Origin of the sequence: Corynebacterium sp., from assembly GCF_030532715.1 — a bacterium.
In the GTDB taxonomy this organism is placed as follows: domain Bacteria; phylum Actinomycetota; class Actinomycetes; order Mycobacteriales; family Mycobacteriaceae; genus Corynebacterium.
In genome coordinates this window covers 179,923-195,123 of sequence record NZ_JAUNKO010000006.1, presented here as the reverse complement: position 1 = coordinate 195,123, position 15,201 = coordinate 179,923, and the positions used below count along the sequence as shown (strand labels likewise).

At 56.4% G+C, this 15,201-nt stretch carries 10 protein-coding genes; 2 read left to right on the top strand and 8 right to left on the bottom strand.

From position 1 onward, the window contains the following. Window positions 1–394: 394 nt before the first annotated feature. A complete protein-coding gene (locus Q4D83_RS10705) occupies window positions 395–5,011 on the bottom strand; it encodes a DUF5979 domain-containing protein (RefSeq protein ID WP_303175367.1) in 4,617 nt (1,538 codons plus the stop codon). A 501-nt stretch (window positions 5,012–5,512) separates the two neighbouring features. Continuing rightward, window positions 5,513–6,778, bottom strand: a complete 1,266-nt coding sequence (locus tag Q4D83_RS10700) for an aspartate kinase (RefSeq protein WP_303175291.1) — start codon at window positions 6,776–6,778, stop codon at window positions 5,513–5,515. Between the two features lie 157 nt (window positions 6,779–6,935). On the opposite strand from Q4D83_RS10700, the gene Q4D83_RS10695 reads away from it, so the two are divergent. Beyond that, on the top strand, window positions 6,936–7,790 hold the full coding sequence (locus Q4D83_RS10695; protein ID WP_303175290.1) for a DMT family transporter: 855 nt from the start codon (window positions 6,936–6,938) through the stop codon (window positions 7,788–7,790). Between the two features lie 73 nt (window positions 7,791–7,863). Here Q4D83_RS10695 and Q4D83_RS10690 read toward each other — a convergent pair whose 3' ends face one another. After that, the gene (locus Q4D83_RS10690) at window positions 7,864–8,004 is read right to left on the bottom strand and encodes a hypothetical protein (protein ID WP_303175289.1); all 141 of its coding nucleotides are present in this window, start codon (window positions 8,002–8,004) and stop codon (window positions 7,864–7,866) included. 23 nt (window positions 8,005–8,027) lie between these two features. Between Q4D83_RS10690 and leuA the strand changes: the two genes are divergently transcribed. Beyond that, window positions 8,028–9,845: a 2-isopropylmalate synthase gene (leuA, locus tag Q4D83_RS10685; RefSeq protein WP_303175288.1), complete on the top strand. Its 1,818-nt coding sequence runs from the start codon at window positions 8,028–8,030 to the stop codon at window positions 9,843–9,845. A 61-nt stretch (window positions 9,846–9,906) separates the two neighbouring features. On the opposite strand, the gene Q4D83_RS10680 is transcribed toward leuA, so the two are convergent. The 5 genes from Q4D83_RS10680 to Q4D83_RS10660 all read right to left on the bottom strand — a co-directional run bounded on the left by Q4D83_RS10680 (window position 9,907) and on the right by Q4D83_RS10660 (window position 14,989). Beyond that, window positions 9,907–10,434, bottom strand: a complete 528-nt coding sequence (locus Q4D83_RS10680; RefSeq protein WP_303175287.1) for an RNA polymerase sigma factor — start codon at window positions 10,432–10,434, stop codon at window positions 9,907–9,909. A 114-nt stretch (window positions 10,435–10,548) separates the two neighbouring features. Further along, a complete protein-coding gene (locus Q4D83_RS10675; RefSeq protein ID WP_303175286.1) occupies window positions 10,549–10,923 on the bottom strand; it encodes a hypothetical protein in 375 nt (124 codons plus the stop codon). A gap of 41 nt (window positions 10,924–10,964) precedes the next feature. Beyond that, the gene (locus Q4D83_RS10670; RefSeq protein ID WP_303175285.1) at window positions 10,965–11,876 is read right to left on the bottom strand and encodes a C39 family peptidase; all 912 of its coding nucleotides are present in this window, start codon (window positions 11,874–11,876) and stop codon (window positions 10,965–10,967) included. Between the two features lie 130 nt (window positions 11,877–12,006). Further along, window positions 12,007–12,846, bottom strand: coding sequence for a hypothetical protein (locus Q4D83_RS10665; protein ID WP_303175284.1), 840 nt, complete (start codon window positions 12,844–12,846; stop codon window positions 12,007–12,009). Between the two features lie 238 nt (window positions 12,847–13,084). Further along, entirely contained in the window at window positions 13,085–14,989 is a 1,905-nt protein-coding gene (locus Q4D83_RS10660; protein ID WP_303175283.1) for an Hsp70 family protein, read from the bottom strand. Window positions 14,990–15,201 lie beyond the last annotated feature (212 nt).

Genomic DNA, 15,201 nt, shown 5'->3' with positions numbered 1-15,201 from the left:
TTCATTCGAGACGCATAGCCCACCAGATATGAATATAATTCCCTTTACTACCTGCAGCTTCACCCAAGAGACGACCTTTGTGAACAGCAATTAAATTCATACCCCATATGCCGTGCAAAGCTGCAGGATTTTGAGCTTTTATTAAGGTTTCAGTGAGTTTCCGCGAACAAGAGACGCTCTGTATTTTGCGCCACTCACATCCCCCAAAATCACCCCCGAAGCGCTATGCGAAACCCAATCCATGTTGAATATATTTCACATTGTTCAGGGTTTCACCTCGCAGCTAGGTTGCCCCCTCCCCTCATGTACTGGCGAAGAATTTGGCCGAAACGCACACAACCCGGCTCATCAGTATCCGATGAACCGGGTTGCAGGTCACAAAAGGTGAAGCTGGTTAGCTCTTGTTACGCCCACGGCGCACAAGGAATATGCCAGCTGCGGTGACCAAACCTGCGAGCGCTACCACGCCGAGCACCGAGGCACCCGTGCGTGCCAACGACGCCGGAGCACTGAGGCCCTTCGCGGGGGCTTGCGGAGCAGCACTGTGCGGAGCAGGGGTACTGGAAGCAGCACTGGATCCATTACTGGAACCATCGCTGGATCCGCCACCGCCGCCAAGGATTGCCAGCGGCACGAGTGCCCACCACCACGGCGGGTTACCGGTATTGGTCAGCGTCACCAGTTGCGGCCTATCCACTGGGCTATCAGCCACAATGGTGAGCTCTGCGGTGCCATCATGGTGATCAACGATCGCACCTGCGCGGTCACTGGTAAAGCCAGGGGTGTGCCACTGGACGAACACGCCATTGCCTGGGTGACGTTCCTTCAGCACTACCTTGGTACCAACGGGCAGCTCTGGGAATTCGCTGTATACCTGACCAGCGCGGATGGTGAATTCCTTTTCTACCTCCACACCGTTATCGGTCCAAATTGCAATCATTTGGAATTCGCGGTCCTTGCCAGCCGCCTCACCAGTCAAACCACCGAGTTCCTTGGTGATGGCGAAGTTACCCAACTCGACATAGGAGTTCAGCAGCTTGGCCTCCGTGGAGCCACCGTTGGCGGTGATCTTCTCAGCGGTCGCCTCGGTGGTAGAAAGCTCCGGCTGGAAGCGCAGGCTGCTTACCTTGGTGGAGTCCAGCTTCTCGGTCACAGTACATAGGGAGTTCGCCACGATGTTTTCCACCGTCACGGTTTCCCCAGCCTTAACCTTCACGCTGCCTTCGTTGGTGGTCTTCTCGTTCTTTACACACTTGTACGCGGCTTCGAACTCGTGTCCCTTCAACAGCTTTGAATCCGGCTGAACACCGAGGATCAGTTTGGAGATCTTCAGTGCCCCCTTCCACTGGGAGTACGCATTGGTTACTTCCAGTGGTGGCTGTTTATCCTTGGTGATCACCAGCGTGGAATCAAGGCCCGTGGTAACCAGGTTAGAATCCACGATCTCCGCACCGACCTCCTTGATTTCGCAGTTGAAACCAGCGGGGATCTTTGGTGAAGTGGCGCTCGCACCAGCGGCGACAGTAAGAACGCCTTCTACTGGAGCCTCCCCAGCACGATCTGCCGGCGGGGTACACACATAGGTGAAATCAAAGGTCTTTCCAGCGGCGATGCCGTCCGGGTCAACCAATTTCTTCGTGATAGTGAACTCGCCAAGGGCGATGTACAAGTTATCCACCTTGATCACCGGCGGCGTCGCGTTGGCCTGCTTGGCGGGGATAATCACGGGGTCGCCAATTTGGTTAACCAACGTTGTACCAACAACCTTCGCATCACGTTCGGTGACAGTACAAACGTACTTCGTCGGAATCTCTGCCGATTCACCGGAACCATTTGCAGGCACACCGAGGATTTCGCCGGTGATAACGTCATCGCCCAGCACACACTTGTAATCAAAGTCGAAGGTCGCCGGCGCAACAGCACCACCAAGAGTCTTTACGACCTTCTCGACCTTAAACTTGTTGACTTGGCGCGCATAGGTGTTCACAAACTCAGCAACCGCAGTCTCACCTTCACGAACAGTAACAGTCTTAGTCAGCTGATCATCCGGGGTCAGGAAATCATAGTCCGCAATGGCAACAGCTTCCTTACGCTCGGTCACGGTGCATTCCGTACCCACGGCAAGCTCGACCGGAGCCTCAATCACCAGACCATTGCCACGGGCACGGACCTGGCCTGTTTCGACGCCACAGGTGTAGTCAAACACGAACTCTTGTTCAGCTGCTTTCCCGTTCTCACCGTCAGCCTTCTTTGCGACGCCGAACTTGCCCTTCTTCACCGTGTAGTTATTGGTGTACTTCGCGCCCTCGTCCTTTCCAACAACAACCTGCTGCACAACCTCAGGGGTTACGGTCAGAATATGGTTGTGGATTTGCGCACTGCCATCCGGTTCTACCCCAAGCTCCTTCACGGTGCACTCGGTACCAACCGGGAATGTTTGCTCAGTTTCGGCAAACCCATTGCCCTTCACCTTTAACACGCCAGTATCTGCGCCACATGTGTATTCGAATTCGAATTCCTTAGTGCTTGCCTCGGTACCCGCGTCACCCGACACGGCCTTGGTCACGCGCAGCTTAGCTTCATTCTTTTTAAAGGTGTTGGTCACTACCAACGTGCTTGCATCAGCATCGTTCGAGACAGTGATCTCCCCGCCGAGCTCGGCAGTGAAGGCGAAGTCTTCAAACTTCGGCTCGTCCTCCTTTTCCTCAACAATGGAGCACTTCGTATCCAGCGGGAATTCCGGCCCAGTGACAGGATCGCCCTTAGCCTTCAGCTTCAACTCCGCGGGCTGCTCGGCCTTGACTTTCCCATCGGCGCTGTCGTTGTTACACCGATACTTCACCGTGAACTCGGTATCGTCATTCAAACCAGCAGGGCGCTCACCTGCTACGACCTTCCGAATAAAAATCGGCGCAGTATTAAGCGAATACTTGTTCGTAATCTTGACGAGGTTGCTGTCATGTTCACCTTGGTCACGTTTGATCGTAACCTTGCCCCCTTCGGGCGAATAAGTCACGTTAATCCCGTGCTTATCCACCTCGGCAGAGCTCACGTTCTCCTGCACATGGCACTCGTGACCAACGGGGATATCTTTGATCTCTTTGACTTCACCGTTCGTAGGAACTTTTACTCGGACAGGGTTTTCATTCTCTGTTGGTTGGCCTGCGGGCACACAGATGTAGTCAACCTCGATTTCGCGAGCAAGCAAATTCTTGTCAGCCAGCCCCGTAACATCCTTCTTGATGAACAAGCTACCGGTTGGATTTGCGTACGAATTGGTCACCGTAAGTACGACGCGTTCGCCTGGTACGGGTTTCGCAATTGTTGCCTTATTCCCCTCGATGGTCACCTGCGTCTTGTTAGCATCAGCATTCACATAGGTAAAAACGCCAGGCTTCCACTCAAGCTTGGAACCGGCTACGGCAGGTTCCTCGATCGTCACTTTGGTGTCCGGCGCAACCTTTTCGATTCGGCAATCCGACCCAGGCGCAATCTTACACTCGGAGGTTTTGTCACCAACTGTGTAACGCAGCGTAAATTCCTTGATGTCCGACCCTTGAAGGTCTGGCAAAACTTCCTTTTTGATTACGAAGTTCGTCGAGTCTTTGTAGGTGGTCGCACCGATTTCACTTCGAACATACAGAGCAGCACCGTTCGTAGCAACGGTCGTTGCACCATTCACCTCTACGGAGTTCTGGATCCGCGGGCTTGGTTCTTTACCGTCTTTTCCGTCACTAAACGCTTTTAGGAGGTCAGCGGGCACTACCGAAAGGACCGAGACACGGTACGCGGAATCCCGCACGGGGTTTTCAATCCTTGCCGTGAACGTTGTGTTTTCTTTCCAATCGGTGGAAGGGGTCACACCGCTTAGCTCGACGTTCTCATCTTTGCGGCCAGCAAAGTATTTGAGGGTATCCTTTTCATTTCCGTAGACCTTATCGGCACATTTGATCCCTTTGGCTTCAAATTCACCGCCCGCTTTACACTTGGGCTCATCCTGGTTATTTGACCAAGTTCCGTTGTTGAGAGAATCCCCCGACCTGCGAAGAACATAAAATGGCCCTTTAGCCATGGGCGCAATATACTGGGGAAGCTCGACCTCTTTGCCAGTGTCCGGGTCGACAACTTTTACGGTTTGTAAATGATCGGTGATTTCAATTGCGCCATTGTTGTCAAGGATTTCATTGACCTTGCTTGGCGGAATAATGATATTCCAGATTACCTGAACATACTTCCGGCCCTTAAATTCATACTCATACGAATATTGGCCGCCCTTAATTACGGAATTCCCGACGCTGTCCGGCTTTACCACACCGACGACAACGGGACCGTTATGGCGTTTTGTTAAGAGGTAATAGGCGTCAACTTCAACGTTGCCAAAAACGATCTTTTCCGCACTTTCCGTTTTCACGGTAACCGCATTAAACTTCAGATATCCATCTTTAATGTGCACACCTTCGGGGCGTTCACCAAATGTGCAAGTAATCTTTCGGGAATGAGCTGCACCAAAGCAAGTTCCCACATCACCCATGGGCCCTTTGACGTCTGCGTTGAGCTTGAGCCACTCAGGAAGTTCAACCTCAAGCACATCGTTGGGTTGAGCCTGTGGCTTGCCTAATGCACTCCAATCAAACTGGAGATAAATCGAGGTACCCTCGAACAGGTCGGTTTCCTTATCTGGCGGATCCGTGAGCGGAACAGAACTACCATGCTTAAAGACCTTTATGGACTCTATGTATTCATGAGCCCAGTTTTTTACAGCGCCGCCTTCTCGCAGCCCAGGATCTTTTTGATCCAAACCGGCGGCACCCTCAGGCTGCACCTGTTGCACGGCGGCGGGAGAAGAATTGGTCGTAGGCGATGCCTCTAAGCCTTCATCTGGCTTACTATCAGTATCCCCCCCGGCAGAATCGTCTTCACTGTTCGCAGTGGAATTATTGTCAGCGGTTATGTTTGTTTCATCCGCACCCTCTATGGGCTGCGCAAGCGCGGTTGGGGTTGACGCCAGCATTGACAGCACTACCGCTACCACCGCGAGAATAGCTGCGATTATGGCTGCGCGCTGCCTCGCTTTAGCGGCCAAGCTGGATTCACCCCCGCAACTTTGAGATCTAAGGTTCATTGCTTTTTCCTTTCTTTGCCATCAGGGCACCTTACCAATCCTGAGTGGCGAATTAACGGGACATAATAAACAGAAGGATATCACTTGCTGTGAGCTTATGTGCGCCACATACAATACTCACGAATTACGGAATGCGCACATTCGCCAAAAGGCCGCCCAATGCCCGATCAACACGATGAATGCCAACCTGAGGCAGCGTCAATCAGCAATCAAACTAATTCGTTTCCCCCAACTTAAAACTGCGGTCCTCAATACCCACTATGAGCAATTTCTTAGTTATTAATTGTTCCCCTGAATGAAAGTATTCAGCCGCAGGCCCCCAACCCCCGATATGCCCCCAGCCAGCAACCCCTTGCCGCGCTGGGGGACTCATGGCAATACCTATCGCACCTAGCGTCCGGTGCCTGCGTACACGGTGGCTTGTTCGTCGCCGCCGAGCTCAAAGGCGTCATGCAACGCACGCACGGATTTCTCCACTTCCCCCTCCCGGATCAGCACCGAAATACGGATCTCGGAGGTGGAAATTAGTTCGATGTTGACGCCGGCGTCGCGAAGCGCCTCGCAGAAAACGGCGGTAACGCCGGGATGGGATTTCATGCCCGCACCCACGAGCGAAACCTTGCCGATCTGGTCGTCGTAAAGCACGTTGTTGCAGGTGCCGTCCTGCTGAAGCTTCTTCAGCAGCTCCATCGCGCGGGGGCCGTCTGCGCGTGGGCAGGTAAACGTAATGTCGGTGCGCCCGTCCTCGAGGGAGGAAATGTTCTGCAACACCATGTCGATATTGATTTCGGCGTCGGCGATCACGCGGAACACCTTCGCAGCCTCTCCCGGCACATCCGGGATGCCCAAGACGGTGACTTTCGCCTCGGAAACATCAGTGGCCACACCTGCAAGTACTGCTTCTTCCACGGGAATATCCTCCATTGAACCGGCAACCAACGTACCGGGGTCATTGCTGTATGACGAACGAACGCGAAGTGGGACGTTAAAGGCGCGCGCATACTCCACGCTGCGCAACACCAGAATTTTCGATCCCACCGCAGCCAGCTCAAGCATCTCCTCGAAGGACAGCTTCTCCAGCTTTTGCGCGTTGGGCACGATACGGGGGTCGGCGGTGTACACGCCATCCACATCGGAGTAGATTTCGCACACATCGGCGCCGAGCGCTGCGGCGAGGGCCACGGCTGTGGTGTCGGAACCACCGCGCCCTAAGGTGGTCACATCCCTCGTATCCTTATTGACGCCTTGAAACCCGGCCACCAGACAAATCTTGCCGTTGTCTAGCGCTTCGCGCACGCGAGCGGGCGTGACATCAACGATGCGGGCATTGCCGTGCCGCTCGGTGGTGAGCACGCCGGCCTGAGACCCAGTAAAAGACTGCGCCTCTGCACCAAAGGATTCAATCGCCATGGCCACCAGCGCATTGGAAATGCGCTCGCCAGCGGTGAGCAGCATGTCCATTTCGCGCGCTGGGGGCACAGGATTTACCTGCGCCGCAAGATCAAGCAGCTCGTCAGTGGTGTCGCCCATCGCCGAGCAGACGACCACTACGTCGTGGCCCTGCTTCTTGGTGGCCACGATTCGTTCCGCTACCGAGCGAATTCGTTCCGCGCTTTCCAGCGAGGACCCACCATATTTTTGTACAACCAATGCCACTTGGCTGCCACCTTTCGGTCCGTCGACAAATATTATGTACCGACATGGTAGCTTGCCCAGACCCGACGGGAATACAACAGCCCCCGTAGCGTCTGCTCGGCAGCACGCCGCAGATCGCAGCACCCAACTTATCCGGTAGTGAACTACGCTTATGGGAATGCAAAGCAATTTCCTTGCTGTGCTGTTTGCCTTAGCCTCCGCGATGACCCTCGCCTGGGGGACTGTGGTGCGGCACCGCATCGCTGGCCAAGCACCGGAGAACACCAGCCCGCTGAAAGATATCCCCATATTTACAGTGGTGAAACGCCCCCTGTGGTGGGCTGGCACCGTCACCGCTTTCGTTGGTTACGGCCTGCAGGTCGCGGCATTAAGCTTTGGCGCGCTATTGATCGTGCAGCCCGTACTCGTGCTGTCGTTAATGTTCACTCTTCCCCTCTCCGCGTATTACGACGGCCGCCGCAGCAACGCCAGGGAACTCATGTGGTGCGGGGTGTTATCCGTGGCGGTCGCCACGCTCGTGATTCTCGGTCGCCCGGCTCCCGGCATCACCCAACCACCGCTTTCCGTATGGATTCCAGCGATCCTCACCGGCGCTGTCGTACTCACCGTGCTCTACCGCCTGTCGTTTTTCTGCAATAACCAATGGCGCGCGGTGCTCCTCGGCGTTGTCACCAGCGCCCTGTTCGGCTATGTCGCGGTGTTTTCCAAGGCGGCCATCAATATTGTTGGCGAGCAAGGTGCCATCGGGCTGGTCACCAACTGGGAGCCGCTCGCGGTAATCATCGGCGCCACGTTAGCCACCGCAATCCAACAGTCCTCGTTTCACGCGGATGCGTTGGAGAACTCCCTTCCCGCAATGACCATTTCGGGCCCGATCGTTGCGTTTATCTTGGGTTATTTGGTGCTGGGCGAAAAGTTCCAAGCTACCGGATGGTCCTGGATCTGGATTGCCGCGTCGTTGATCGCCATGTTGGCGGCGGCGGTTGCCCTGTCCCGCCACTGCGCCGCCTAGCATTCCCGAATCGACGCTGGTCGCGGCCTTGGGCAACCAGGCTCACAAAAGTTTTTGGGACACAATGTCTCACCTAGCGGTCGGCTAGTGTATGCTTCGACACATGCAGCGTGCACACAATCTCCTTCTTCTGTGCCGCGGCGGGGCGAGCCTCATGTAATACGGCCGGCATCCCGTCGCGGAGTTCACTGATGCCGACCGTGCACTGCTCCACCTACATGTGAGGACTCCCCCAAAATGGCTCTGAATGAATCCTTTATCTCCGCGCCCACCGAAATCAGCACCCCGGCCGGGCCCCGAGCAGAAGGCCAAGCCCCGTGGAATAAGCAACGCGGATCCGACATGGCGGTCCACCGCTACCAACCATTCTTCACCGAAGTTGAACGGATTGAGCTGCCGGATCGGACGTGGCCGAATAAGGTCATCGATCGCGCCCCGCAGTGGTGCGCGGTGGACCTCCGCGACGGCAACCAGGCGCTGATTGATCCCATGAGCCCGGAGCGCAAGCGCCGCATGTTCGACCTGTTGGTCCGCATGGGGTACAAGGAAATTGAGGTAGGGTTCCCTTCGGCCTCCCAAACGGATTTTGACTTCGTCCGCGAGATCATTGAACAAAACCGCATTCCGGACGATGTAACCATTCAGGTATTGGTACAGGCGCGCGAGCATTTGATTCGCCGTACGTTTGAGGCTTGCGAGGGGGCGAAGAACGTCATTGTGCACTTCTACAATTCCACCTCGATCCTGCAGCGCAACGTGGTGTTCCGGAAGGACAAGCCCGCGATTCAGAAGCTGGCCACGGACGCCGCCGAGCTGATCAAGACCATCGCCAAGGACTACCCGGATACGAATTGGCGCTGGGAATACTCCCCGGAGTCCTACACGGGCACGGAGCTGGAGTTTGCCAAGCAGGTGTGCGACGCTGTCGTTGAGGTAATGGATCCGACCCCAGAGAATCCGATCATCATTAACCTGCCCTCCACGGTAGAAATGATTACCCCGAACGTGTACGCGGATTCCATCGAGTGGATGCACCGGAATTTGAAGCGCCGTGACAGCATTATCCTCTCCTTGCACCCCCACAACGACCGGGGTACAGGCGTGGCTGCTGCGGAGCTGGGCTACATGGCAGGTGCGGACCGCATTGAGGGTTGCTTGTTTGGCAATGGTGAACGCACCGGCAATGTTTGCCTGGTCACCTTAGGTTTGAACATGCTGACCCAAGGCGTGGACCCGCAGATCGACTTCTCCGACATCCGTAAAATTCGCAGCACTGTTGAGTATTGCAATCAGCTGCGCGTTCCGGAGCGCCACCCCTACGGCGGCGACTTGGTGTTTACCGCGTTCTCCGGATCCCACCAGGACGCCGTGAACAAGGGTTTGGACGCCATGGCGGCCCGGGTGACCCCTGGCGGCACGCACACGGATGTGGCGTGGGAAGAGTTGCGTGGCGAGCAGTGGGAGGTTCCGTACCTGCCCATCGACCCAAAGGACGTCGGCCGCGACTACGAGGCTGTGATCCGCGTGAACAGCCAGTCCGGCAAGGGCGGTGTGGCGTACATTATGAAGACCGACCATGGCATTCATTTGCCGCGCCCCTTGCAGGTTGAGTTTTCTTCCGTGGTCCAGGCCGTTACCGATTCCGAGGGCGGCGAGGTGAGCTCGAAGCACATGTGGGATATTTTCGCCACCGAGTACTTGGACCGCATTGCACCTGTGGAGCAAATCTCCATGCGTGTCGACGCCGCGCAAACCGAAAACGACCACGCCAGCATCGCCGCCCATCTCGACTTCAACGGCGAAGAAATCACCATTCACGGCCGCGGGAACGGCCCCATCGCGGCCTACGCAAATGCGTTGGAATCGTTGGGCATTGATGTTGAGGTGCAGGAATACACCCAGCATGCCCGCACTGCCGGTGATGATGCCGAAGCCGCCGCCTACGTCCTGGCCAGCATCAATGGCAAGAATCACTGGGGCATTGGCATCGCTGGTTCCATCACCTACGCGTCCTTGAAGGCCGTCACCTCGGCCGTCAATCGCGCTCTGTCCTAACCACTCGCTCGCCTCCCGCACATCACCCCGTTGCGGGAGGCTTTTGCGTATCTGCGGCGTGTCAGAGCATGTCAGCGAGTTTCTTTTTCGCCCGGTGAATCCGCACTTTAATCGCCGAAAGCGAGGCTTGCTGGTGCACCGCAATTTCCGCGTAGGACAACCCGGCGACTTCCGCGAGGACGAGGGCTTCGCGGGATTCGTCGGTGAGTTGTTGCAATGCGGCAGTGAGTCGATCTTGGTCGGCGAGGCGGTCTTCGAAGGCGGCGGAGAAGTCCTCCAATTCGATAACGTAGCCGTCTTCAGTGGCGTCGTCGATGGAGTGCACTGGTTTGCGTTTGCGCACCAACGCCATGGCAGAGTTGCTGGCAATGCGGTAGAACCAAGTGCCGAACTTGGCTTCGCCGCGGAATTTTGACAGGTTTTGCCAAGCGGATGCGAGGGCGATTTGCAGGGCGTCTTCGGCGTCTTGTTGATGCTGGGTGATGCGTACGCACACGCTCCATGCGATGTGCCGGTAGCGGGTAACCAGTTCAGCGAAGGCGCGCTGGTCCCCCGCGCGTGCCCTACTCAACAGTTCCGCATCGCTCATAGTTCAAGAACTTTCATCCACACCAACACTGACTACCGCACCAACCCACCTTATCGCACCTCGCGCCGACGCCAGTAGTACTGCCGCGTTTTCCCGCTGCAGGACCACCGGGGTTTAGGCGAAATCGTCGAAACCTTCGACAGGATCGTCGTATGGTATCGCGAACGTATCGACGTCGCTACTTGCCGCGTCAAACGTATCGTCGGCGTCGTCGAACGCGTCGTCGAGAAGCGGGGTGTCGAGGGGGCTGTCGTCGAGAGTGTCGTCGTCGGTGTAGTCTTCGTCGAAGTCGAGGGTGTCGGCAAAGAAGTCGTCTGCGAGCTGGACGTCAGCAAACTCGTCGAACTCGGGCACGATGGATGCGTCCACATCAGCCACCGACATGTCGAAGGCTTGTTCAAGAAGCTGGCCCCACAGCGCGGGGTCGAGCGCGCCTTCAGGCACCGACAGATCAGGCTCCGGGGGAACCTTATCTTCGCTTGACATCATTGCCTCCACTTAAACTCGTGTACGAAGACTTTCTTGCAACGTTATTGGATAACGTCGCCGCGTGTGACATTAGCGATGGCGAGTTGCTGATTCTCATTGATAGCTCCGCCAAGTTCTGGGTCAGCCGCCGTTGTCGCGATCATCTCGTAGTTGCTGTCGGCCCAAGCATCCTCAAACTCGCTGATCGGAATCTGCATCCCGTTGCCGTCGGGGCTACCGGGGTCCGCAAGCGTCACCATACCAGTATTAGTATTAATTTCAGTTACAACGAGGAAGTGGTCCGAACGATCATCCTCCGTCGTCGCATCTTCCGGTAGGCCCCAGACCTCGCCGGCGTCAACGAATGCGATCACGCCGTAACCATCCTCCAGCCGCTGCGCCAAATCCGACATGGAACTATTGACGTTCTCACACGGCACACCCGAAGCCTCCAGCAACGTTTGCACGTCCCGCATGTACATGCCCTGCGAAATATCGTCCGTGAGGCCCAGCTCGTAGGCCTGGTTGACCATATACTCCGGGTCGGCGATGCCAGCATCGTGGTATTCGTTGATGATGATCGCCGCAGATGTCGGGCCGCAATAGCCATCTACCTGCTGGTAAAACCAATCCGAGTTCCACTCGTGGGCACTGCCGTACACGCCGTCTTCTTCAGGCGCATCGGATTCCGGTGCGGGCGGCGGAGCGTCTAACTCCGCACTGGGGTCTGTCAATTGCACCTCTTCGTCCTCGGCGAGATCCGGGACGTCGCCGAGGTCTGGGACATCCACCGCCGAATCATCCGCATAATCCACGCTTGGGTCGATGCCAGATTCGATGCCGGGTTCGATGCCGGGACTTACAGGATTATCGCCAGAGTATTCGTCTACGTACAACGGGTCTTCAGCGGTGTCGCCGGAGGTAAAAAGTGAGTTCAATCCGTCATTGTCGTCGTACCCTACGTGTTCGTCCATGGTGTTCCTTGCCTACTCTCGCTCGCCACAATACTAAATCTATTTATAAATGAAGATCAACGTCCTTCGGTGTGGCCGCGCCTTTGCGAAGCGCCTGCCTAATTTCTCAACCGAAGGACGCGAGTCTGCACTAAATGCCGACGGTGGGATCACCCATGTCGTCGCCGCCGAAATCGAAGGTACTTGCGCTTTCGTCACTCTCATAGTGGGCGATTTCGGCGAAGTCTTCCGCGTCGCCCAAGCCAGTACCGCCGTAGTCGTTCGAATCTAGGTTTGTGTCCATGACTCCGTCGTTGTTGGAGTCATACGAGGCGTAATCGAAGTTTCCGTCATTATTGACGTCGCGGTACACCACGTCCGCATCACCATCCATGTCGAAGTCCGCACCTGCTTTTTCGAAATGGCCATCCATGTTCTCATCCACTAGTTCGATATCGGTCATACCGTCACCGTCGACATCGATGCGAGAGGAGGTAACCACACCGTCTTCGATACTGTCTTCCTGGAAGATCACCCCGGAACGACCGTCCGCGTAGCTCACCAAGTCCACGTCGCCATCATTGTCGAGGTCAGTTCCGGATGCGATCACATTGTCGGCGGTGGTGATGCGCGCCGTCTCAAACGTCCCGTCATGGTCGGCGTCCACATCGGTGAGGATCACTTCCCCTTCAGCACTCAAATAGTTGATGTTCTGGGTGCCGTCTTCAACAGAATGCACCACATCAATGCTGCCGTCGGCGTCCACATCGCGGCTGGACACGTGGTTTTGCACTCGGCCGGAAGGATCTTCCACCCGGATTTCATCCTGCGGCTGGCCCGATGCACCTTCGGCGTGCGCTTCCGGAGTTGCAGCTTCAGAAACTGGCGCCTCTGGAGCGGGGGCCGGGGCGGCTGGCTCCGGATTGCCCGAGGAGCCGGTGTTTTCGGAGGATCCAAACCTATTTGCAATGCCTTCGAATGGGTTAGTCATGATGCCTTCCTTGCTATCGATTTCCAGGTTTCCCTGTTTGCTTGACACTACTTAGACCCCCAGCCTCCCGGAAAAGTTACACCCGATAATCAAATTCTTCGTTTTACCAGTTCAACGGCACATTTTTGAGATTGCAACGGATGGCGGCAGAGAAACTCCCCTGCCCGAGGCCGGAAACAACACAAACGCCCAGCGGGTTGCTTGCGTCAACCTTCGCTGGGCGTCGATACGTGCGGGGCTACAGTAAACCTTTGGTGGTGAAGTACGCCTCCGCAGAGTCGATATCTTTAAAGTCGTAGCTTACTACCATCAGCCCGGAATCAGTGTTTGCGTAGTGGGCGGTGAAGTCGTTGCTCACGCCGGGCCCGGTGGAGTGCAACGCTGCTGTTTTATCGGCGTTTTCCACGGTTTTGTTTTCCTGCCCACGATCTTCAAATACGCCATCAAGGATTCTGCGTTTTTCGTAATTTGCCTCATGCGGGTCGATGGTAAAGGTGATGTACGGCGTGTCGTATTCGTTTCCACGCGCGAAGTATTTGTCATCGTCGCTGATTGTTTTAATTGCGCAACGAGCTTTGAGGTTGCCGTTGTCACTGGTGCCGTCGATTTGGCATTTCTCGGTTGAAGTTTTGAGCTCGGCGGGCAGAGCGGCCATCACTGCCTCGAGGCTGCTGAGTTTGCCGTCGTCGGCTTGTGTTGTTTGCTCGGCGCTGGTGTTAGCACTGGTGGCTTCGTTTCCGCCTGCTGAGGTTGCTGAGGTTTCGGTGGTTGCTGTGTCGCCGGAACCGAAGTAACGCACAGCGCTGATGCCGGCAATAACCAGTACCGCGATAACGGCAGCCGCGAGTATTCCCAGCGTCCGGCCTGACGGCCCTTTGCGCGTCGGCGCCGCGGCATTCGGCGCCGGCGGTGGGGGCGGTGTTGGTGCGCCTGGGGGCGGCGCCATCCAACCGCTACCTTGTGGTACTTCGTACGCTGGTGCTGCGTTTGGGGCCGCCGTAAATGGCCCGGCGGCAGTGGGGGCGGGTGCGCCCATGTTTTGCGGGGTCATGCCGCGCACGATCGGCCCGAGCGCGGAGATTGCTCCTTGGGCCACGACTGTCTTGGGGTCATCCAGGGTGGCTAGGGTGCCGAACTTTTTCAACCGCTCCTGAACGATCGGGATGCGCGAGGATCCACCTGTGAGGTACAACGCCACGAGGTCCTCTGGGCCGTGAATCCCGGCGTCTGCAAGGGTGTTTGCGGTGAGTTCCTCCGCCTTGTTCAACGCCGGGGAAATCAGCTCCTCGAATTCGGCGCGGGTGATTTGGAATCGCTCCGTGCCGGCACGACCACTGGCCACGATGGTTGCGTAGGAAGCCTCGGAGAGCAGCTCCTTAGCGCGGCGAATGGAATCCTCCAGTGCGTGGCGTTCCTGCAGGGGCGCCTGGGTGCGGAAATAGTCCAACAGCTCTGGGTTTCTATCATCCAACTGGCGGTCGAGCCAGGTGCGCATCAACGCGTCAAAATTCTTGCCGCCGAGGGTGTTATCGCCGCGGGCCGCAATGACGTCGAACGTGCCTCCGTCGTTGGCCTGTAGCACCGCAATGTCCAGCGTGCCCCCGCCGAAATCGAACACGGCAATGCGCTCGCCCGGGTCAAGACTTTTCGCCTGCGAATAATAATGCGCCGCCGCTTGCGGCTCAGAAATTGTAGTAATTTTCGCCGCCGAAAGACCCAATTGGGCGGCAGCATCGAGCAGAACTTTAATCTCATTGGAAGACCAAGCTTCCGGATGCGTAAGTACTAATTCGGAGGGTTGCTCATTTCCATGTTCGCGGGATACGCGCTGTACTACCGAGGACAGTACTGCTGCTACGGGCATGGAGGATGGGACGTCGTAACCATTAATTTGGAACATCTGCTGCGGAATCACGCGCTTCGGTGCCGGCACAAACCCCGCGGGATTTGATTCAGCCTTATTAATGGCAACGTCACCAACGTCTATCTGCTCGGGGGACTCCACGTACACAGAGGACGACATCGTCGTGCGGTCGTGGCTCAAATTCACGGCCTCGACCGTCCCCTTCACCGGATTCGTGTGCGCCGCCGCCGTATTTGAGGTTCCAAAGTCAATTCCGATTGTCCAGTGATTCCGCGACATCGTTGTAGCCTTTCCCATGTTTGTTCTAGGGCTTGACACCCGTTTCACAACATTAGACGCACCTGCTCCAAGTTTTGTTACAACCCAAGCTTATGAATTCGAGTGGAAAACCAGATCCCGCAGCTGCCTAGAAAAGCCAGATATATGCGCAAAAGTACAACTCGGCAATGCTCCCCCACGAGTAGGGTGCGGACTATCTCGTGTGGGAGCAG

Excerpts from the sequence above, each read along its gene's own strand:
- Q4D83_RS10680 (WP_303175287.1), bottom strand. The coding sequence starts at position 10,434 with ATGAGCGATGCGGAACTGTTGAGTAGGGCACGCGCGGGGGACCAGCGC.
- Q4D83_RS10670 (WP_303175285.1), bottom strand. The coding sequence starts at position 11,876 with ATGGACGAACACGTAGGGTACGACGACAATGACGGATTGAACTCACTT.
- Q4D83_RS10660 (WP_303175283.1), bottom strand. The coding sequence starts at position 14,989 with ATGTCGCGGAATCACTGGACAATCGGAATTGACTTTGGAACCTCAAAT.
- Q4D83_RS10675 (WP_303175286.1), bottom strand. The coding sequence starts at position 10,923 with ATGATGTCAAGCGAAGATAAGGTTCCCCCGGAGCCTGATCTGTCGGTG.
- leuA (WP_303175288.1), top strand. The coding sequence starts at position 8,028 with ATGGCTCTGAATGAATCCTTTATCTCCGCGCCCACCGAAATCAGCACC.
- Q4D83_RS10705 (WP_303175367.1), bottom strand. The coding sequence starts at position 5,011 with ATGCTGGCGTCAACCCCAACCGCGCTTGCGCAGCCCATAGAGGGTGCG.
- Q4D83_RS10665 (WP_303175284.1), bottom strand. The coding sequence starts at position 12,846 with ATGACTAACCCATTCGAAGGCATTGCAAATAGGTTTGGATCCTCCGAA.
- Q4D83_RS10695 (WP_303175290.1), top strand. The coding sequence starts at position 6,936 with ATGCAAAGCAATTTCCTTGCTGTGCTGTTTGCCTTAGCCTCCGCGATG.